This is a genomic window from Micromonospora sp. WMMD956, assembly GCF_029626125.1.
Lineage (GTDB): Bacteria > Actinomycetota > Actinomycetes > Mycobacteriales > Micromonosporaceae > Micromonospora > Micromonospora carbonacea.
Genome location: NZ_JARUBI010000005.1, coordinates 5,530,055 through 5,548,609 on the forward strand (window position 1 = coordinate 5,530,055; position 18,555 = coordinate 5,548,609).

Annotated in this window: 20 protein-coding genes and 1 pseudogene; 11 read left to right on the plus strand and 10 right to left on the minus strand. The window is 75.7% G+C overall.

All coding sequences use genetic code 11. From position 1 onward, the window contains the following. Nucleotides 1-3: 3 nt before the first annotated feature. From O7628_RS24240 to O7628_RS24255, 4 genes are all read right to left on the minus strand, one after another. A complete protein-coding gene (locus O7628_RS24240) occupies nt 4-1,029 on the minus strand; it encodes a helix-turn-helix domain-containing protein (RefSeq protein ID WP_278133935.1) in 1,026 nt (341 codons plus the stop codon). 214 nt (nt 1,030-1,243) lie between these two features. Then, nucleotides 1,244-1,747, minus strand: a complete 504-nt coding sequence (locus O7628_RS24245) for a hypothetical protein (RefSeq protein ID WP_074475950.1) — start codon at nt 1,745-1,747, stop codon at nt 1,244-1,246. A gap of 113 nt (nt 1,748-1,860) precedes the next feature. Continuing rightward, complete coding sequence (locus O7628_RS24250) at nt 1,861-3,492, minus strand: RecQ family ATP-dependent DNA helicase (RefSeq protein ID WP_278133938.1); 1,632 nt, start codon at nt 3,490-3,492, stop codon at nt 1,861-1,863. Nucleotides 3,493-3,627: 135 nt separating this feature from the next. Beyond that, a complete protein-coding gene (locus O7628_RS24255) occupies nt 3,628-3,753 on the minus strand; it encodes a hypothetical protein (RefSeq protein WP_255699930.1) in 126 nt (41 codons plus the stop codon). A gap of 147 nt (nt 3,754-3,900) precedes the next feature. On the opposite strand from O7628_RS24255, the gene O7628_RS24260 reads away from it, so the two are divergent. Next, nucleotides 3,901-5,586: a glycoside hydrolase family 3 N-terminal domain-containing protein gene (locus O7628_RS24260; RefSeq protein ID WP_278133941.1), complete on the plus strand. Its 1,686-nt coding sequence runs from the start codon at nt 3,901-3,903 to the stop codon at nt 5,584-5,586. Between the two features lie 62 nt (nt 5,587-5,648). On the opposite strand, the gene O7628_RS24265 is transcribed toward O7628_RS24260, so the two are convergent. Continuing rightward, on the minus strand, nt 5,649-5,936 hold the full coding sequence (locus tag O7628_RS24265) for a GNAT family N-acetyltransferase (protein ID WP_278133943.1): 288 nt from the start codon (nt 5,934-5,936) through the stop codon (nt 5,649-5,651). 197 nt (nt 5,937-6,133) lie between these two features. On the opposite strand from O7628_RS24265, the gene O7628_RS24270 reads away from it, so the two are divergent. The 7 genes and pseudogenes from O7628_RS24270 (at nt 6,134) to O7628_RS24300 (ending at nt 10,587) form a co-directional block, all read left to right on the plus strand. After that, entirely contained in the window at nt 6,134-6,499 is a 366-nt protein-coding gene (locus O7628_RS24270) for a hypothetical protein (RefSeq protein ID WP_074475953.1), read from the plus strand. A gap of 64 nt (nt 6,500-6,563) precedes the next feature. After that, nucleotides 6,564-7,388 carry a DUF1206 domain-containing protein gene (locus O7628_RS24275; protein WP_278133946.1) on the plus strand — a complete coding sequence of 275 codons (825 nt, stop codon included), beginning with the start codon at nt 6,564-6,566 and terminating at the stop codon, nt 7,386-7,388. Nucleotides 7,389-7,497: 109 nt separating this feature from the next. Then, a pseudogene (locus tag O7628_RS24280) lies at nt 7,498-8,679 on the plus strand (mechanosensitive ion channel family protein); the annotation flags it as partial. Nucleotides 8,680-9,036: 357 nt separating this feature from the next. Beyond that, nucleotides 9,037-9,471 (plus strand): phage holin family protein, encoded by a 435-nt coding sequence (locus O7628_RS24285; RefSeq protein WP_278133948.1) that lies wholly within the window; start codon nt 9,037-9,039, stop codon nt 9,469-9,471. Continuing rightward, a complete protein-coding gene (locus tag O7628_RS24290; protein WP_278133950.1) occupies nt 9,468-9,821 on the plus strand; it encodes a DUF3618 domain-containing protein in 354 nt (117 codons plus the stop codon). Before O7628_RS24285 ends, O7628_RS24290 begins: the two co-directional genes overlap by 4 nt. Next, nucleotides 9,818-10,090: a DUF4235 domain-containing protein gene (locus O7628_RS24295; protein ID WP_278133952.1), complete on the plus strand. Its 273-nt coding sequence runs from the start codon at nt 9,818-9,820 to the stop codon at nt 10,088-10,090. The genes O7628_RS24290 and O7628_RS24295 overlap by 4 nt, the downstream gene beginning before the upstream one ends. A gap of 293 nt (nt 10,091-10,383) precedes the next feature. Continuing rightward, entirely contained in the window at nt 10,384-10,587 is a 204-nt protein-coding gene (locus tag O7628_RS24300) for a cold-shock protein (protein ID WP_007075740.1), read from the plus strand. Nucleotides 10,588-10,700: 113 nt separating this feature from the next. Here the strand turns inward: O7628_RS24300 and O7628_RS24305 are convergent, their stop codons facing one another. Then, nucleotides 10,701-10,898 carry a hypothetical protein gene (locus O7628_RS24305; protein ID WP_043962901.1) on the minus strand — a complete coding sequence of 66 codons (198 nt, stop codon included), beginning with the start codon at nt 10,896-10,898 and terminating at the stop codon, nt 10,701-10,703. Nucleotides 10,899-10,989: 91 nt separating this feature from the next. After that, nucleotides 10,990-11,973, minus strand: a complete 984-nt coding sequence (locus O7628_RS24310) for an aldo/keto reductase (protein WP_278133955.1) — start codon at nt 11,971-11,973, stop codon at nt 10,990-10,992. Between the two features lie 85 nt (nt 11,974-12,058). Between O7628_RS24310 and O7628_RS24315 the strand changes: the two genes are divergently transcribed. Both O7628_RS24315 and O7628_RS24320 read left to right on the plus strand, forming a co-directional pair. Then, complete coding sequence (locus tag O7628_RS24315) at nt 12,059-12,865, plus strand: trans-aconitate 2-methyltransferase (protein WP_278133958.1); 807 nt, start codon at nt 12,059-12,061, stop codon at nt 12,863-12,865. Continuing rightward, complete coding sequence (locus O7628_RS24320; protein ID WP_278133959.1) at nt 12,862-13,887, plus strand: adenosine deaminase; 1,026 nt, start codon at nt 12,862-12,864, stop codon at nt 13,885-13,887. Before O7628_RS24315 ends, O7628_RS24320 begins: the two co-directional genes overlap by 4 nt. Nucleotides 13,888-14,108: 221 nt before the next feature. Here O7628_RS24320 and O7628_RS24325 read toward each other — a convergent pair whose 3' ends face one another. Continuing rightward, complete coding sequence (locus O7628_RS24325) at nt 14,109-15,512, minus strand: HAMP domain-containing sensor histidine kinase (protein ID WP_176734928.1); 1,404 nt, start codon at nt 15,510-15,512, stop codon at nt 14,109-14,111. A 29-nt stretch (nt 15,513-15,541) separates the two neighbouring features. Next, nucleotides 15,542-16,231 (minus strand): response regulator transcription factor, encoded by a 690-nt coding sequence (locus O7628_RS24330; protein WP_043962905.1) that lies wholly within the window; start codon nt 16,229-16,231, stop codon nt 15,542-15,544. A 73-nt stretch (nt 16,232-16,304) separates the two neighbouring features. Between O7628_RS24330 and O7628_RS24335 the strand changes: the two genes are divergently transcribed. Then, the gene (locus O7628_RS24335; protein WP_278133965.1) at nt 16,305-17,222 is read left to right on the plus strand and encodes an ADP-ribosylglycohydrolase family protein; all 918 of its coding nucleotides are present in this window, start codon (nt 16,305-16,307) and stop codon (nt 17,220-17,222) included. A 102-nt stretch (nt 17,223-17,324) separates the two neighbouring features. Here O7628_RS24335 and O7628_RS24340 read toward each other — a convergent pair whose 3' ends face one another. Beyond that, entirely contained in the window at nt 17,325-18,518 is a 1,194-nt protein-coding gene (locus O7628_RS24340) for a YcnI family protein (protein ID WP_278133967.1), read from the minus strand. Nucleotides 18,519-18,555: the final 37 nt, after the last annotated feature.

Sequence of the window (18,555 nt, forward strand, 5' to 3'; positions counted from 1 at the left end):
GGGTCAGCCGGTCCCCGGCCGGGCGCTCTCCCGCCAGGCCCGGGGGCTGAGGCCGTACGCGGCACGGAAGGCGCGGCTGAAGTGCGCCTTGTCGCGGAAGCCCCAGCGGGCGGCGATGGCCTGGACGGGCCGGTCGCGCAGCATCGGGTCCGCCAGGTCCCGCCGGCAGCGCTCCAGCCGACGGCGACGGATGGCCCCGCCGACCGATTCCTCCCCGTCGGCGAAGAGGCGGTGCAGGGTACGCAGGGCGACGTGGTGGGCGTCGGCGACGGCCCGGGGCGACAGGTCCGGATCGTCGATGTGGCGGTCGATGAAGTCGTGGACCTGGGTGAGCAGCGCCTGCTGGCGCATCTCGGCCGGGAGCCGGGGCTCGGCGTCGAGGTGGCGGGCCAGCAGCAGGGAGATCAGGGTGAGGGTGACGTCGGCCAGGTGGGGCGCGTCGGCGGCCCGGAACTGTTCGGGATGCCCGGTGATCTGGAGCAGGTGCTGGGCCAGCAGCGCGCCGGGGCCCTCGGTGCCCGACATCCGCGCCGCGCTCAGCCCGCCGACCCGGTCGGGGTGCAGCGGCAGGCGGGCGCGGGGCACCAGCGCGGTGACGGCGCTGGCCTGGGCCCGTTCGTCGCCCCGGCCCGAGTGCACGAGCCGGTGGGGACGCGCCCAGTCGACCAGGGTCAGGTCGCCGACGGGGATCGCGTTCGTGTCCCGGCCGGCGCCGATGACGCTGGTGCCGGCGAGGGTGAGGGCGATCTGGAAGACCTCCGGATCGGCCTGCCGGATCAGGCGCGGGGTGCGTCGGCCGACCAGGGACTGGTAGTGGAACCGGCACAGCTCCACCTCGCCCAGCGCCACCATGTCGACGTCGGCCCGGAAGTCCGCCGTGTGCTCGCTGTCCATCGCCATCGGGGCGGAGGCACGGGAGGCGAGCTCCGTGAAGAACGGCCAGCGTTCCGGCGCCGGCAGCGCCGTCGTGTCCAGCCTCTCGGCGCGCAACCCACCCATCAGCGTCTCCCCGTCGTCGCCTCCCTCCATTGTCGACGTCCGGCTCGGCGGGGAGCGCCACCGGGGCGGACGCGGCGCGGGCCGTCGGGCCTCGCCCGCTCCGACGACATGGTCGAGCTGGACAAGGCCGGCGGCTGACCCGGGTCGGGCGCGGGGCGGGCACCCGGGGAGGCGTCCGACCGTCCGCTGTCCGTGGGGCGGCAGCCGCCAGCGGCATTTGGACGAGCGGACGCCCGTCGTCGGCTCAGTCGTTGAGGACCTGGGAGAGCCGGTCGCGGAAGCGCCGCTCGGAGTCGCTCACCACGTCGCCGCCGAGGCCCAGGATCCCGCCGCTGGAGGCCGCGCTCACCACGTGCTCGGCGATCTCCACGAGCCAGTGCTTGTAGGCGCCGGCCTCGCCCTCGTCGACCTTCTCGGCCAGCAGCCGGGCCGCCGAGGCCGCCCGGTTCAGCACGTCCTCGATCACCGCCCGCGGGTCCGCCGGCGCGATCACCGGCAGCTCCTCGCCGGCCTCGGGGTCGCCCACCCGGGCCACGATCTCGCCGGCCACGGCGGCCACGAGCGGGCTGCCCGACTCACGGCCCGTGGCGATGCTCTCCAACCCGGCCGCGTTCTCGGCCATGGTGCGGCGGGCGCTGTCGTGTTCGGCGGCGCTCGCCGCGGTCAGCACCGACTGCGGCAGGCCGACCAGCAGCCCCCACTCCTCGTCGGAGAAACCGAACCCGGTGTACGCCGGTTGTTCGATCACGACCGCGCTCCTCTCGTCTGTCCTGTCTCGGTGCCGTGGGCACGATGCCTGTTCTTCGGTGCCGTGGGCACGGTGGTCCGTCCCGCTGCCGTGGCCTGGTGGCCCGGCTCAGGCTAGTCGAGGGTCAGCAGACCCTGTTCGGACACCACGCGCACCGACAGCGTCTTGTACCCGACCTCCTCGAAGAGCACCGTCATCCGGTCCTCCTCGTAGCTGAGCACCATGCCGGGCCCCCACTCCGGGTGGCGCACCTGGCTGTGCACCGGGAACGGTCCGCTCGCCCCGTCGTCGGCGACGCTGGTGCCGGCGAGGCAGTTGTCGCAGTGCCCGCAGACCCGTGTCATCTGCTCGCCGAAGTACGCCAGCAGCGCCTGCCCCCGGCATCCGGTCGTCTCCGCGAAGGCCCGCATCATGTCCGTCCGCGACCGGGTGACGGTCTGCTGGCGCTCCGCCTCGGCCCGCGCCGCGTCGCCGGCCTCGACCGGCGTCGGCGAGTACCGGGGCGCGCCGATGCGCTGCCGCGACCGGGGCTCGGCGGCGCCGACCTGCTCCAGCAGGGCGAGGTACTGGCCCAGCTTGCGCGGCCCCAGGCCGGTGGCCTCCCGCAGCTCCTTCTTGCTGGCCGGCTTGCGCCGCAGCAGGGCCGCCAGGTCGCGCAGCTCGGTGGCGTCGGGCAGCCCGCCGCTGAAGAAGCGCTGTAGGCCGACGTCCTCGGCCTGCCACAGCAGCAGCACCCGGGCCGGCTCCCCGTCGCGCCCGGCCCGGCCGATCTCCTGGAAGTAGCTGTCCGGCGAGTCCGGCAGCGCCATGTGCACCACCCAGGCGATGTTCGGCTTGTCGATGCCCATGCCGAACGCCGAGGTGGCCACCATGATGGGCACCCGGTCGGCGAGGAATGCCTCGTGCAGCTCGCCGCGCGCCCCGGCGGGCATCCCGCCGTGGTAGAACTCCGCCGGGAAGCCGGCGTCGGTGAGCCGGGCGGCCAGCTCCTCGGCCGCCCGCCGGGTCGGCACGTAGATGATCCCGGGGCGGCCGTCCTCGCGCAGCAGGGCGAGCAGCCGCCGCCACCGGTAGTCCTCGGTGGGGCAGTGCGCGACCTCCAGGAACAGGTTCGGCCGGTCCAGCCCGGAGACGACCACCTCGGCGTCGCGCAGCCGCAGCCGGGCGACGATGTCGTCGCGTACCGGCGGGGAGGCGGTGGCGGTCAGGGCCACCACCGGGGGCCGGCCGATGCCCTCGATGAGGTGCCCCAGCGCCAGGTAGTCGGGGCGGAAGTCGTGCCCCCAGGCCGAGATGCAGTGCGCCTCGTCGATCGCCACGAGCGCCGGCCTGAGCGACCTGACCTCGGCCATCCGGTCGGGGTTGGCCAACTGCTCCGGCGTGATGAACAGGAACTCGGCCCGGCCCGCGCGGACCTCGTCGATCGCCTCCGCCTGCTGGGCGGGCGTCTCGTCCGAGCTGATCCGCACCGCCCGCAGCTCGGGGCGGCGGCGCTCGTTGAGGGCCGCGATCTGGTCCTGCTGGAGGGCGAGCAATGGGGAGATCACCACGGTCGGGCCGGGGATCAGGCTGGCCGGGATCTGGTAGATCGCCGACTTGCCGGCGCCGGTGGGCAGCACCACCAGGGCGTCGCGTCGCTTCATCACCGCGCGCATGGCGGCGAGCTGGTTGGGCCGCAGCGCTTTCCAGCCGAAGAGGCTCCGCGCCGCGCGGCGCAACGTCATCGAGTGCGTGGACAGCTTCATCGAGGGCCGGAGGTACCCGACCCGATCACCCCCGAAACCCGACGGAGCGGAAGGAAGGGCCCCCTGTTAACGCATTCTGTTGCACAGGGGGCCCTTCCTAACCCAGGCGTCGGCGGGGCCGGCGGCACCGTGAGGTCAGCGGCGGCCGAACATGGCCCGGATCGCGGCGAGCAGCAGGAGGCCACCGACGATCAGGCCGAGCAGGCGGACGCCGGGCACGTCGGCCGCGCTGCTGGCGTCGGCGAGCGGCGGGACAGGCATGTGGGAACTCTCCCACGAAGGGCCGGACCGCGCCAGACAGTAACAGTAAGGTTTATTGACTATTTGCCGGCGGTGGTGTGACCATGGCAGCACCGCCGCGGCCCGCGGCCGGTCCGACACGGCCCAAGACGGGGGTACGGCAGCCGCATGAGCAGCGCACCGACGGGAAACCTGGCGAGCCTGGCGGCCGCCGTCCTGCAACCCGGATTCGTCGGCACCACCCCGCCGCCGTGGGTCCTGCGGTGGCTGGGCGACGGACTCGGCTCGGTGGTGCTCTTCGCCCGCAACATCGTCGACCTCGACCAGGTCGCCGCGCTCACCGCCGCGCTGCGCGCCGAGCGTCCCGACGTGATCGTCGCCATCGACGAGGAGGCCGGCGACGTCACCCGCATCGAGTCCGGCCGGGGCAGCTCCCGGCCCGGCAACTTCGCCCTCGGCGCCGTCGACGACCCGGAGCTGACCGCCGAGGTGGCCCGCGACCTGGGCCGCGACCTGGCGTCCGTCGGCGTCACCCTCGACTACGCCCCGGACGCCGACGTCAACTCCAACCCCGCCAACCCCGTGATCGGGGTACGCGCCTTCGGCGCCGACCCGGCCCTCGTCGCCCGGCACACCGCCGCCTGGGTACGCGGACTCCAGTCCGGCGGGGTCGCCGCCTGCGCCAAGCACTTCCCCGGCCACGGCGACACCCGCGTCGACTCCCACCACGACCTGCCCCGCATCGGCGGCAGCCGGGAGCAGCTCGACGCCGCCGAGCTGGTGCCGTTCCGGGCCGCCGTGGCGGCCGGCGTGCAGGCCGTGATGACCGGCCACCTGCTCGTGCCGGCGCTCGACCCGCGGCTGCCGGCCACCCTCAGCCCCCGCATCCTCGGCGGTCTGCTCCGCGAGGAACTGGGCTTCTCGGGCGTGATCGTCACCGACGCGGTGGAGATGCGGGCGGTCGCCGACCGGTACGGCTTCGCCGGAGCGGCGGTCCGCGCCCTCGCCGCCGGGGCGGACGCGATCTGCGTCGGCGGCGAGCGCGCCGACGAGGACGCCGCCCGCGAGCTGCGCGACGCGATCGTCGCCGCCGTCGTCGCCGGCGAGCTGCCCGAACAGCGGCTGGCCGAGGCGGCCAAGCGCGTCGGCCAGCTCGCCGCCTGGACGGTGGCCGCCCGGGCCGGCGCACCGTCCCGCCCCACCGCCGCCCCGGGCGGCTCCCCGATCGGGCTGGCCGCCGCCCGCCGCGCCGTACGGGTCACGGCGAGCGCCGCCGGGGTCCTGCCGCTGGCCGGGGCGCCGCACGTGGTCGAGTTCGAGCCGCCCCGCAACATCGCGATCGGCGCGGAGACCCCGTGGGGGATCGCCGCCCCGCTGGCCGCCCTGCTCCCGGGCACCACCGCGGTCCGTCTCGGCGCGGCCGACCTCGCCGAGCCCCGGGCCGGGGCGTCAGGCGGCGCCGCCGTCGCGCCTTCTGCCGGTGCCGCCGTCGTGGCGTCCGGTGGCGCTGCGGTCGCGCCTTCCGCCGGTGCTGTCGCGGTGCCTCCTGCCGCTGCCGTCGTCGGGGCTCTCGCCGGTGCTGTCGCCGGGGCCGCCGGCCGGCCGCTGGTGCTGGTCGTCCGCGACCTGCACCGGCACGACTGGATGCGCGCCGCGGTGGCCCGGGCCCTCGCCGTCCGCCCGGACGCGGTGGTGGTCGAGCTGGGCGTGCCGGCCCTGGTCACGGGGGCCGTGCACGTCGCCACCCACGGCGCGACCCGGGCCGGTGCCCTAGCCGCCGCCGAGCTGTTGGCCGGCACGGGCCGCGTCGCCGCGAGGCCGCTGGCCGGTGTGGCCGAGCCCGTGGTCGGCTGAGTTCCTGGGCTGCTGGGTCCACGGTCGGCCGGGCCCGGCCGGATCAGGTGCCGTTGCGGCCGTCAGGGGGCGGGGGTGACCAGGTCCGCGTACTCGGGGTGGCGCTCGATGTAGGCCGACATGAACGGGCACCTCGGCACCACCCGGCCGCCGCGCTCGCGGACCTGGTCCAGGGTGGCCCGCATCAGCGCCGCCCCGACACCCATGTTCTGGAACTTCGCGTCGACCTCGGTGTGGGTGAAGATCAGCACCTCGCCCCGGGGCAGGTACGCGGTGAACCCGGCCAGCGCGTCGTCGACCAGGATCTCGAAGCGGTGGCGGGCGGGATTGTCCTCGACCAGGAAGCTCACCCGGCCATTCTGCCCTGGCCCCCCGCCGCCCGGCCCGATTCGTCGCCAGTCGCCCCCGCCCCGCCCGCCGTCTTGCCCTGCCCCCGCCGCCGCCCCGTTGGGGGTGTGAGAAGGGTGCCCCTCTCTACCGGAGGCGTTAACAAGGGGCCCCTCCTTGCACGTCGGGCGGGTCGCGGGGGTCTCGTACCCTTGATCGCGTGACGAACCGACGCGGCACCTTCCCGTCCACCCCCACCCGCCGGGCCGCCGGCCTGCTGGCCGGCCTGGCACTCGGCGTCGCCCTGCTCGCCGGGTGCAGCTCCGAGGGCGCCTCCACCGACTGCGGCCTGGACGCCTGCACGGTGACCTTCGACCGGGGCGTCGAGGCCAGCGCCACCATCCTCGGCGTCGAGGCCAAGCTGGTCGGCGCCCAGGGCGACCAGGTGACCGTCGAGGTGGCCGGCGAGCAGCTCTCGCTGACCGTGGGGCAGCAGGCCACCGAGGTCGGCGGCTTCGCGGTCACCCTGGACAGCGTCACCGACGAGCAGGTCAAGATCCGCGTCTCGCGCAACCCCAACGGCTGACCGGGAGGGCCGCCCGGGCGGTGGCCGACGTTTGGGGATCTCCGCAATCGGAGATTGAGGCGCCATGTCACTCACCCGAAACGCCGAAGCCACCGCCTCGCAGGCCGCGAACAGCCGGTGGCTCGAACTACTCGCCCGGGCCGGTTTCATCGGCTACGGCGTGGTGCACCTGCTGTTCGCCTGGCTCGCCCTGCAGATCGCCTTCGGCGACTCGGGCGGCAAGGACGGCGACCAGACCGGTGCGCTCAGCACCCTGGCCGAGCAGCCCATGGGCAAGTTCCTCTGCGTCGCGATCGCCGTCGGCATGCTCGCCATGGCGATCTGGCAGGCGCTGGAGGCCGCCGTCGGGCACCGCGCCGAGCGCGGCCGGGAGCGCGTCTTCGAGCGGATCGCCTCCGCCGCCCGTACCCTCGTCTACCTCTACTTCGCCTGGACCGCCTGGAAGGTCTTCTCCAACGCCGGGTCGAGCGGCGCGGACCAGCAGGAGGCCCTCACCGGCAAGCTGATGGAGTCCGGCGGCGGCCGGTTGCTGGTCGGCCTGGCCGGGCTGGTGCTCGCCGCGGTCGGCGTCGGCCTGGTGATCTACGGCTGGAAGAAGAAGTTCCGCAAGCACCTCAAGACCGGCGAGATGGACGCGCACACCCGCACCCTGGCCCTCCGCCTCGGCATGGCCGGCTACGTCGCCAAGGGCGTCGCGTACGGCATCGCCGGCCTGCTGGTGGTCGTCGCCGCGGTCAACTACGACCCGGAGAAGGCCCGCGGCCTCGACGCCGCGCTGCGCACCCTGCGCGACCAGTCGTACGGCCCGTTCCTGCTCGCCCTGGTCGCCCTGGGCATCGCCTGCTTCGGCGTGTACTGCTTCCTCCAGTCCCGGTACCGCAAGGTGTGATCCGGACCGGCCCGGCCGGTTCCGGCCCGGCTTGGCCGACACGGCGGACAGCGGGCACCATTGGGCCTTTGCCCGGATCGAGGGACCCGCCGAAGGGGGAGAGACACCCGTGCAGAGCTACCTCATGACGATCGTCGCCGCGCTCGCCGCGGCGGCGATCGCCCTTTTCCTGGCCGAGGTGGTGCACCGGACGACCCGCCGGCTCGGCCGGCGTTCGTTGCTGATGACCGAGCTGACCGACCACGCGCACCGCCCGTTCCAGGTCGCCGCGACCGTGCTCGCCGTGCAGTTCGCCGTCCGGTTCTCCACCGGCTACGCCGTCGGCACCCCGTGGCGGCAGGTGGTGCTGCACGCGCTGGTGCTCGGCATCATCGCCACCCTGGCCTGGCTGGTCGCCTCGCTGCTGGTGGTGGTCGAGGACGTCGCCCTGGCCCGGTTCCGGGTGGACGTGCCGGACAACCGGCACGCCCGCCGGGTGCGTACCCAGGTGGTGATGCTGCGCCGGCTGACCATCGCGGTGATCGTGATCCTCGCCGTCGGCGTGATGCTGATGACCTTCCCGAGCGTCCGGGGCGTCGGGGCCGGCGTGCTGACCTCCGCCGGTGTGGTCGGTGTGGTGGCCGCGCTCGCCGCGCAGAGCCTGCTCGGCAACGTCTTCGCCGGCCTCCAGCTCGCCTTCAGCGACGCGGTGCGCCTCGACGACGTGGTGGTCGTCGAGGGGGAGTGGGGACGCATCGAGGAGCTGACCCTCAGCTACGTGGTCGTGCAGATCTGGGACGACCGCCGGCTGATCCTGCCCACCTCGTACTTCACCAGCAAGCCGTTCCAGAACTGGACCCGCACGGAGGCGGCGGTGCTGGGCACCGCCGAGTTCGACGTCGACTGGTCGATCAACGTGCAGGCGATGCGGGAGGAGCTGCGCCGGCTGGTGGAGGGCAGCGAGCTGTGGGACGGCCGGGTCTGCGTCCTGCAGGTCACCGACGCCACGGGCGGCCTGATCAAGGTGCGGGCGCTGGTCAGCGCGGCGAACGCCGGCAGCCTGTGGGACCTGCGCTGCCTGGTGCGGGAGCACCTGGTCGGCTGGGTGCGGGACCACCGCCCGACCGCGCTGCCCCGGATGCGCGCCGAGGTCGGCGACGCGTCCGGCGCGCTGCCCTGGCAGGCGGTGCAGCCCCGCCGCCCGGCGCGCCGCCGCGCCGAGGCGGACGTGCCCGACGACGCCCGGGTCTTCGGCGGCAGCGACGACGGCGCGGCCCGCAGCGAGGCGTTCGTGGGCCCGGACGAGCCAGCCGCCCGCCCGGACGCCCCGGCCCCGTCGGCCGGCGACGCCCGGCCGTCGGCCGCCGACGGCCCGGCCCCGCCCCGTGCCGCCGGGCCGACGCCGAAGGACGCCCCGGCCCGGTCCGGCGACGTCCCCGCCCCGTCCGGGAACCACGCCGCCGCCGGGCGCTGACGGCCGGTGTGGCGCGTCCTGCGCCGGTGGCGGCGCGTTGAACCGCCGGAGGCCCGTCGCGGGGCCCGGCGGGTTTGAACGGCCGTCTCCCGGGGACTGCTGCGCGGCGCGGCCGGTGCGACCGGCCGTGCCCGCGCAGGATTGACGGGCGGCGACTCCGGGCATACAGCGCGGTGATGACGAAAGGAGGACAGCATGGCTGACGTCGCGAATCACCGCACGTCGCGGACCGGGAGCGAGCCGTCCACCGCCGAGCTCGTGCAGCGGGCCACGGAGCAGGTCTCCCGGCTCGTCCGCGACGAGCTGGCCCTGGCCCGGGCGGAGCTGACCCAGAAGGGCAAGCACGCCGGCATCGGGATCGGCCTCTTCGGCGGCGGCGGCGCGCTGGCGCTCTACGGCCTGGGCGCGCTGGTCGCCGCCGCGATCCTGCTGCTGGCGCTGGTCGTGCCGGCCTGGGCGGCCGCGTTGATCGTCGCGGTGGCGCTCTTCCTGCTGGCCGGGGTCCTCGCCCTGGTCGGCAAGAAGCAGGTCGGCCAGGCGGTCCCGCCGGTGCCGGCGGCGGCGGTGCGCAGCGTCCGGGCGGACGTGGACACCGTCACCGCCGCGGTGAAGGACAGGGGACGGGCATGACGGGTAGCGCGAACGGCCGCAACGGCACGGGCGACACGGAGGCCCTGCGCGAGGAGATCCGGCGCACCCGGGTGGAGCTCGGCGAGACGATGGAGGCGCTGGCCGCGAAGGCCGACGTCAAGGCCCGGCTGCGCTCCTCCGCCGAGCAGGCGAAGGGGCGGGTGCGGGAGCAGGCCGCGCAGACCGTGGCCCGGGTGCGCGGGCAGGCCGCCCAGGGGGCCGAGGCCGCCCGGGAGCGGGCCGCCGCCGGCGCGGAGCTGGGCCGCGGCCCGGTGCCGTGGGCGGCGGTCGCCGCCGGCGCGGTGGCTACCATGATCGTGCTGTTGATCGTCCGGGGGAGGCGCAGGTGAGCAAGGGCATCGGCAGGGCGGCCTACAAGCCCGTCGGGGTGCTGATGGGGCTGGCGGCCGGCGCGGTCGCGGGCGTGATCTTCCGGCAGGTCTGGAAGATGACGGCCGGCGACGGCGAGGCCCCGAGCGCGACCGACGAGGACCGCGGCTGGGGCGAGATCCTTGCCGCCGCCGCCCTCCAGGGCGCGATCTTCTCCGTGGTCCGCGCGGCCGTCGACCGCGGCGGCGCGGTGGGCGTACGCCGGCTGACCGGCCGCTGGCCCGACTGACCAGCCAAGACAGGCGTGGGCCCCCTTTCCGGGTGACCGGGAAGGGGGTCTTCGTGCGTGCGGGAAGGGCCCGGGAGGTCGGAATTCGGGCGTCCTTCAGGTCACATGTCGAAGAATTTCGTCGGGTAGGCTGTGCAGAGTTTTCGCTACGTGGTTTGCTGTTCCACGCTGTTGCGAGATGGCGTGGGTTGAGAGAAGTCTCCTGCACAGGGGGCCGCCTCAGGCGCCGCTGCTCGAAAACGGCCAATCGGCCGCACGGCGTGCTCGGCCGCCAGTTTTAGAAGGAGATACACATGGCGCAGGGAACCGTGAAGTGGTTCAACGCAGACAAGGGCTTCGGCTTCATCACCGTCGACGGCGGGGGTGCTGACGTGTTCGTCCACTTCTCGGCCATCCAGACCAGCGGCTACCGTACGCTGGAGGAGAACCAGCGGGTGGAGTTCGAGATCGCCCAGGGTCAGAAGGGCCCGCAGGCTGAGCAGGTCCGCCCGATCTGAGCAGCCGCGGCCGGCCCGCCGGCCGAGGGGATGATCCGACCCGGATCAAGTCAAGCCCCGTGTCCCGTTCGGGATGCGGGGCTTTTCACGTGCCCGACCCGTCGTGCTCGGGGTCACGGGCGGCGGCGTCGGGCGCGCAGGCCGTACCAGAGGGTCGCGAGTCCGATGAGGACCAGCACCGGGCCGAGCAGCGCCCAGATCCGCTGGTCGGTCATCATGCTCCCGCCGACGTAGCCGAGGCCCTGCACCGTCCAGACGGCGCCGACGACCACCGCGAGCAGGCCGAGGGTGAGCCGGAGCCACCCCTTCATCGCGTCCCCCCTCCGCTCGCCGGCCGGACGCGCCGGCCCGGTCCAGCATGCGCGTCGTCGCCGCGGCGCGCGAGCACCGCCGCCGGGCGGGTCACCACCGGTCGTGCACCTGCGGCCGGATCAGCTCGTCGTAGGTGTCCCGGACGGCGGCCAGCTCGTCGGGCGTGAGCGGCGCGAGGTCGGCCGTGGCGGCGTTGCGCCGGGCCTGCTCGGCGTCGCGGGCCCCGGGGATGACCACCGTGACGCCCGGCTGGTCGAGCACCCAGCGCAGCGCGAACTGGGCCATGGTGCGGCCCGTGCCGACCAACGGGGCGAGCCGGCGCACGGCGGCCAGCCCGGTGCCGTAGTCCACCCCGGAGAAGGTCTCCCCGACGTCGAACGACTCGCCGTGCCGGTTGTAGGTGCGGTGGTCGTCGGCGGCGAAGGTGGTGTGCTCGTCGTACCGGCCGGAGAGCAGGCCGCTGGCCAGCGGCACCCGCGCGATGATGCCGACCCCGGCGGCCGCGGCGGCCGGCAGCACCCGGTCGAGCGGCTTGAGGCGCAGCGCGTTGAGGATGATCTGGACGCTGGCCACGCCGGGCCGGGCGATCGCGGTGAGCGCCTGGTCGCAGGTCTCCACGCTGACCCCGTACGCGGCGATCCGCCCGTCGGCGACGAGGGCGTCGAGGGCGTCGAAGACCCGGTCGTCGGCGAACACGGCGGTGGGCGGGCAGTGCAGCTGGACCAGGTCGAGGGTGTCCACGCCGAGGTTGGCCCGGGACCGGTCGGTCCAGGCCCGGAAGTTCTCCGCCGTGTACGCCTCCGGCCGCTGCTCGACCCGGCGGCCCATCTTCGTCGCCACGGTCAGCCCCGCGTCGGGGTGGGACCGCAGGAACCGCCCGATGATCTGCTCGCTGCGCCCGTCGCCGTAGACGTCGGCGGTGTCGACGAACGTGACGCCGGAGTCCAGGGCGGCGGTCAGGACGGCCGTCGCGTCGGCCTCGTCGACCCGGCCCCAGTCCGCGCCGAGCTGCCAGGCGCCGAGCCCGACCACGCCGACGTGCCGTCCGAGCCGGGTGAAGGTGCGCTGCTCCATGCCCCCGAGCCTAGTGATCGGGCTTGTCCGGCCGTGCGGCGGGCCGTATCTTGAAAACAAGACGGACGTACGGTTTGGAGGCGCGATGTGGGATCCGGCGACGTACCTGCGCTACCGCGACGAGCGCGGGCGGCCCTTCCACGACCTGCTCGCGCGGGTCCCGGCCGAGCGGCCGAGGGCCGTGGTGGACCTCGGCTGCGGGCCCGGGACGCTGACCGCCGGCCTGGCGGCCCGCTGGCCGCACGCCCGCGTCGCCGGCCTCGACGCCTCGGCGGAGATGATCGGGCGGGCCGCCGCCCTGGCCGCGCCGGTCGACTTCGCGGTCGGCGACGTGCGCGACTGGCGTCCCGACGCCGACGTCGACGTGGTGGTCAGCAACGCGCTGCTCCAGTGGGTGCCCGGCCATCGGGAGCTGCTGACCCGGTGGGCCGCCGAGCTGCCCGCCGGGGCCTGGCTCGCCTTCGCCGTGCCGGGCAACTTCGGCGCGCCCTCGCACCGGGCGCTGCACGCGGTGGCCCGGGGCGGGCCGTGGGCCGCCACCCTCGCCCCGGCGCTGCGCGCCGACCCGGTCGACGACGCGGTCGGCTACGCCACGCTGCTGACCCGCGCCGGCTGCGCGGTCGACGCCTGGGAGACTACGTACGTGCACCTGCTGCCGGCTCCCGCCGACGCCGACCACCCGGTGCTGACCTGGATGGAGGGCACCGCCCTGCGCCCCGTCCGGGCGGCCCTGGACGACGCCCGGTGGGCCGACTTCCGCGCCCAGCTCGCCGCCCGTCTCGCGGCGGCGTACCCGGTCCGGCAGGGGCGGGCGTGCTTCCCGTTCCGCCGCGTGTTCGTCGTCGCCCGCACCGGTGCCCGTCCGCCGCACCCTCCCGAGGAGAGCCCGTGACCGACCTGTCCGCCTTCATCGCCGGTCTGCCCAAGGTGGAGCTGCACGTGCACCACGTCGGCTCCGCGTCGCCGCGCATCGTGGCCGAGCTGGCCGCCCGCCACGAGGGGGCCAGCCCGGTGCCGGCGGACCCGGACGCCCTCGCCGACTACTTCGCCTTCCGCGACTTCGCCCACTTCATCGAGGTCTACCTCAGCGTGGTCGACCTGGTCCGCGACCCCGAGGACGTCTGGCTGCTCACCCACGAGGTGGCCCGCGAGCTGGCCCGACAGCAGGTCCGGTACGCCGAGCTGACCGTCACCCCGTACTCGCACGTGCGCCGGGGCATCCCCGCGCCGGCCTTCTGCGAGGCCATCGAGGACGCCCGCAAGCGGGCCGAGGCCGACTTCGGCATCGCCCTGCGCTGGTGCTTCGACATCCCCGGCGAGGCGGGGCTGCCGGCCGCCGAGGAGACCCTGCGGATCTGCCTCGACGAGCAGCCCGCCGGCCTGATCAGCTTCGGCCTGGGCGGCCCCGAGATCGGCGTGCCCCGGCCCCAGTTCACGCCGTACTTCGACCGGGCGCGGGCGGCCGGGCTGCGTTCGGTCCCGCACGCGGGCGAGACCACCGGCCCGCAGACGGTCTGGGACGCGCTGCGCGACCTCGGCGCGGAACGCATCGGCCACGGCATCTCCGCCGCCGAGGACCCCGAGCTGCTGGCCCACCTGGCGCAGCACCGCATCGCCCTGGAGGTGTGCCCCACCTCCAACGTGCGCACCCGGGCCGTGGCCTCGCTCGACGTCCACCCGCTGCCCCGGCTGGTCGAGGCCGGCGTGCTGGTCACCATCAACTCCGACGACCCGCCGATGTTCGGCACCACCCTCAACGACGAGTACGCGGTGGCGGCCCGGCTGCTCGACCTCGGCCCGCAGGGGCTGGCGGCGCTGGCCACCGACGCGGTCACGGCGTCGTTCCTGGCACCGGGGGAGAAGGCGCGGCTCGCCGCCGAGATCGACGGCTACCTGGCCGCGACGGCCGGCTGACGACTTCCGGGCTGGCGCGCGGCGGGAGGAGGTTGTGGGGGGACCGCACTCCCGCCGCGCGCACGGCTCCACCGACCGGTGGAAACCCGGAACTGGCCGGTGGAACTGATGGGTTCGTCCCAGATCCTGCCACCGGGCGTTCGATGTGCCGCCGTGGTTAATCCGGATCTAAGGAAGACTTGCGTCTGCGCACAACCGGCCGGTCCCGGCCGGTCGCCGGGTCAGCCGTCCGACGGGCGTCGGCGGGGCCAGCGGCGGCCCTCGGCCTTCGGCTCCCGCGCGTCCCGGGCCATCCGCCCGACCAGGCCGAACCGGCTGACCTGTCGCGGGGTGGCCTCCGGGTCGGCCAGCAGCATCACCACGCTGGCCCCGCCGAGCCGGGCCCGGTCGATGCTGACCGACCCGTTGGCCTGCAACGCCACCCGCTTGGCGATGTCCAGCCCCAGCCCCGTGGAGCCCTGGTCGCTGGCCCCCCGGCGCAGCGCCCGGTCCGGGTTGGCGATGCCGGGGCCGGCGTCGTCGATGCGGATCGCCACATACCCGTCGCGGCGGGAGACCGCCACCTCGAACGCGGTGCCTTGCGGGGTGTAGCGGAACACGTTGCCGATCACCGCGTCGAGCGCGGCGGCCAGCTCGGCGCGCGGCACCGGCGCCGGGATGCGCAGCTGCGCGCCGCTGACGCGGTGCGGCCGGTTCTGGTCGCCGGCGAGGGCCGACCAGAACACCATCCGGTCCCGGACGACCTCGCTGACGTCGCACATCGCCGGCCCGGCCTCGTGCGCGACCGCCTTGCGGGTCGTGTTGATCAGCACGTCGATCTCGCCCTCCAGGGTGACGATCGCCTGCCGGATCCGCCGGATCGCCCGCCGGCGGTCCAGCTCCGCCTCGGTGAACGAGCCGACGCTGGTGTCGTCCGAGTCGAGCCCGTCGGCGTCCAGCCGCAGCACGGTCAGCGGGGTCCGCAGCCGGTGCGACAGGTCGGCCACCAGCTCCCGCTCGTCGGTGCGGGCCGCCACCAGCCGGTCGGCCATCCGGTTGAACGCGTAGCCGGCCTCGGCCAGCTCGCGCGGGCCGGTCGGCTCGACGCGTACCCCCAGGTCGCCGTCGCCGACGGCGAGGGCGGCCTGCACCAGCCCCCGGGTCGAGTCGACCGTGCGGGCCGCGACCCGGTCCACCACCAGCACGGCGGCGCCGACCAGCGCCACCGCCACCGCCCCCAGCAGCAGCCAGCGGCCCGTGGCGCCCTCGTCGAGGGCGGCGTCCGGGACGAACACCTCGACCACGGCCACCGAGTCGCCCAGCACCACCGGGTCGAGCCGCAGCACCCCGCCCGGCACGTCGGTGACCACGGAACGCCGGTCGGCGGCGGCCCGGGCCAGCGCCGCCCCGTCGGCCCGGCCGGCCGTGTCGTCGCCGCCCAGCCCGTGCACCACCGGCCGGGTCGCCGGGTCCTCGCCGCTGGCCTCCACCGCGCGCTGCACGACGGCCGGCTCGGTGCTGACCGCGAGGGTCCCGGTGACCAGCGCGCTGCGCCGGGCGGCGTCCGCGATGGCCTCCTCGCGGGTCCGCTCGCCCAGGCTGATGCCGAGGGGCACCAGGAAGGCGAGCGCGACGAGGCCGCACATGCCGGCCGTGAGCCAGGCCAGCGCGGCCCTCAGTCCGGGGCCACCAACCGGAAGCCCACCCCCCGCACGGTGCGCAGGTAGCGCGGCTTCGCCGCGGACTCGCCCATTTTGCGACGTAGCCAGTAGAGGTGAACGTCGATGGTCTGGTCCTCGCCGACCGACGGCTGCCGCCATACCTCCTCCAAGAGTTCCCGGCGGGACACTACCCGCCCGGGCCGGGCGGCGAGATACGCCAACAGGTCGAATTCCTTGCGGGTCAGCGCGAGGGGCACCCCGTCGAGCAGGGCGCTGCGCTCCCCGACGTCCACCCGCAGGCCGCCGACGGTGTGCACGGCCGGCTGCACGGTCCGGCTGGCCCGGCCCGCGCGGCGCAGCACGGTGGTGATGCGGGCGTCCAGGTGCGCGCCGGTGAACGGCTTGACCATGTAGTCGTCGGCCCCCGCCCGCAGCAGCCGCACCACCGACTGCTCGTCGTCGCGGGCGGTGGCGATGATGATCGGCACGTCGGTGATCCCGCGCAGCATCCGCAGGGCGTCCGAGCCGTCGAGATCGGGCAGACCCAGGTCCAGCACCACCAGGTCGGGGGTCTGGGCCGCGACCCGGCGCAGCGCGTCCAGCGCGGTGCCCACGGCGTGCACGGCGTGCCCACGGTCGGCGAGGGACCGCAGCATCGCGCCGCGTACGACGTGGTCGTCTTCGACCAGGAGCACCGTGGCCACGTCAGCACCGTACTCGTGATGGCAAGCGGGGCGCGTTGCGGCGCACCCGGCGACCGGGCAAGCTGGTACGGCCATGGCATTCACGCTCTTCGCGGACACCCGCGCGGCGCTCGCCCGGGACAGCCTGCACGGCCTCTCCGTCGGCGACGCCCTCGGCTCGCAGTTCTTCGTGCCGGGCCGGCGGCCCGCCGACCTCGCCGCCGGCCGGCTCCCGCCGACGCCGTGGCAGTGGACAGACGACACCGAGATGGCCTGCTCCGTGGTGGCCGAGCTGACCGGGGCCGGGGAGATCGACCGGGACCGGCTCGCGCTGGCCTTCGCGCACCGCTGCGAGCCGTACCGCGGCTACGGGACCGGCGCGGTGACCATCCTGCGCCTGATCCGCACCGGCACGCCGTGGCCCGTCGCCGCGGCCTCCGCGTTCGACGGGCAGGGCTCGTGCGGCAACGGCGCGGCGATGCGGGTCGGCCCGCTCGGGGCGTGGTTCGCCGACTCGACCCGGCAGGCGGCGGCCCAGGCCCGGGCCTCCGCCGAGGTCACCCACGCCCACCCGGAGGGCATCGCCGGCGCCGTCGCGGTCGCGGTGGCCGCCGCGCTGGCCACCCGGGCCCGCCTCGACGGGGACCGCCCGCCGCCGTCGCGGTTGCTCGCCGCCGTGGCCGCGGCCCTCGACCCCGGCGAGGTGCACCAGGGGGTACGCCGTGCCGCAGGCCTGCTGGGCCGCCCCCTCGCGGTCGCCGTGGACGCGCTCGGCAACGGCTCCCGGGTGACCGCGCAGGACACGGTGCCGTTCACGCTCTGGGTCGCGGCGACCCACCTCGACGACTACCCGGCCGCGATCCGGGCCTGCGTCGAGGCGGGCGGGGACGTCGACACCACGGCCGCCATCGTCGGGGCGGTCGTGGCCGCCCACACCGGCGTCGGCGCGCCGGGCGGCGTACCCGCCGACTGGCTCGCCGCCCGCGAGCCCCTGCCCGACTGGATCGCCTGACCGGCGGGCGTCTCCCACCGGGCCGGGTCGCAGGGCCGGTCGCCGGCCCGGCTGCCGGGCCGGGCGTCGGCGCGTCGCCTGCCTCGCGGAGCCGTCGCCGGGCTACCGGCCCGCCGGCTGCGGCTCCACCACCGCGCCGACCGCGCCGGCCGGCGCGTGCGTGGCGGTCGTCCCGTCGGCGGCCCCGGCCGGCTCGTCCGCAGCGGCCCCGCCGATGGTCCCGGCCGGCGCGTGCGTGGCGGTCGTCCCGCTGGCGGCCCCGGCCGGCTCGTCCGCAGCGGCCCCGCCGATGGTCCCGGCCGGCGCGTGCGTGGCGGTCGTCCCGTCGGCGGCCCCGGCCGGCTCGTCCGCAGCGGCCCCGCCGATGGTCCCGGCCGGCGCGTGCGTGGCGGTCGTTCCGTCGGCGGTCCCGGCCGGCGCGTGCGTGGCGGTCGTTCCGTCGGCGGTCTCGGCCGGCTCGCCTGCGTCCGGCGGCGGGAGGTCGCCGTCGAGGATGCGGCGCAGGTCGTCGCCGTCCGACGTGGTCGCCGCCGTCTGGTCGGTCCGCCGCCGCCACCGGGTCGCCAGCCAACCGAGCGCGGCGCCCCCGCCGAGCCCCGCGACCAGACCCGCCGCCAGCAGGGCATCGGTCATCCCGCGGTCGCCTGCCGCGGCGCCGTCCGACAGGGCGACGGCCGGCGTGGGAGCCTCGCCGGCCGCCGTCGTGTCGGACGGGCCCCCGCCGTGCGCACCGGCGGCACCGTCCCCGCCGTGCCCGCCCGCCGCTGCCGGCAGCAGGGTCAGCACCGGGGCGGGCCGCGTGCCGCCGGCCGGGTCCGCCCAACGCACGACCGTGCCGTCGGAGTACGTCTGCACCACCTCGAACACCATCTTCTCGGCCTGGGGCAGCGGCCCCATCGAGACGGCGAGGCGGGCGGGACCGGCGGGCGCGCCCTTGGCCCGGGTCCAGACCACCGAGGCGGTGACCGTGTCCATCGTCGTGCCGTGGATGCCGGGGATGGGCTCGGCCAGTTTCCGGGTGGTGATCAGGGGGGCCCAGCCGGTCACCGACATCGGGTACGCCTCGCCCACGGGCGCCGCCGCCGGCAGCCGCAGCTCGATCCGTTCGGTGCGGGCACCGGGGCGCTCCTCGGGCACGACGATCTCCAGCCGTACCGGGTCGCCCTGGCGGGCCTGCTCCGGGGTGCTCGTCACGTCCGCCGCCAGCGCCGTGCCGGCCCAGCCCAGCGTCGCGGCGACGACGGCCACGGCGGCCGACGCCGCCAACCGGAGCCCTCGTTCGTACGTGCGGATCATCGCCACCCTCGCCCCACCCTTCGTCTTCCTCCGGCCG

Coding starts and splice junctions, on each gene's coding strand:
- O7628_RS24255 (WP_255699930.1), bottom strand. CDS start 3,753: ATGCCTGTCCCGCCGCTCGCCGACGCCAGCAGCGCGGCCGACGTGCCC.
- O7628_RS24250 (WP_278133938.1), bottom strand. CDS start 3,492: ATGAAGCTGTCCACGCACTCGATGACGTTGCGCCGCGCGGCGCGGAGC.
- O7628_RS24260 (WP_278133941.1), top strand. CDS start 3,901: ATGAGCAGCGCACCGACGGGAAACCTGGCGAGCCTGGCGGCCGCCGTC.
- O7628_RS24275 (WP_278133946.1), top strand. CDS start 6,564: ATGTCACTCACCCGAAACGCCGAAGCCACCGCCTCGCAGGCCGCGAAC.
- O7628_RS24315 (WP_278133958.1), top strand. CDS start 12,059: ATGTGGGATCCGGCGACGTACCTGCGCTACCGCGACGAGCGCGGGCGG.
- O7628_RS24290 (WP_278133950.1), top strand. CDS start 9,468: ATGACGGGTAGCGCGAACGGCCGCAACGGCACGGGCGACACGGAGGCC.
- O7628_RS24335 (WP_278133965.1), top strand. CDS start 16,305: ATGGCATTCACGCTCTTCGCGGACACCCGCGCGGCGCTCGCCCGGGAC.
- O7628_RS24310 (WP_278133955.1), bottom strand. CDS start 11,973: ATGGAGCAGCGCACCTTCACCCGGCTCGGACGGCACGTCGGCGTGGTC.
- O7628_RS24325 (WP_176734928.1), bottom strand. CDS start 15,512: ATGTGCGGCCTCGTCGCGCTCGCCTTCCTGGTGCCCCTCGGCATCAGC.
- O7628_RS24285 (WP_278133948.1), top strand. CDS start 9,037: ATGGCTGACGTCGCGAATCACCGCACGTCGCGGACCGGGAGCGAGCCG.
- O7628_RS24305 (WP_043962901.1), bottom strand. CDS start 10,898: ATGAAGGGGTGGCTCCGGCTCACCCTCGGCCTGCTCGCGGTGGTCGTC.
- O7628_RS24340 (WP_278133967.1), bottom strand. CDS start 18,518: ATGATCCGCACGTACGAACGAGGGCTCCGGTTGGCGGCGTCGGCCGCC.
- O7628_RS24300 (WP_007075740.1), top strand. CDS start 10,384: ATGGCGCAGGGAACCGTGAAGTGGTTCAACGCAGACAAGGGCTTCGGC.
- O7628_RS24240 (WP_278133935.1), bottom strand. CDS start 1,029: ATGGAGGGAGGCGACGACGGGGAGACGCTGATGGGTGGGTTGCGCGCC.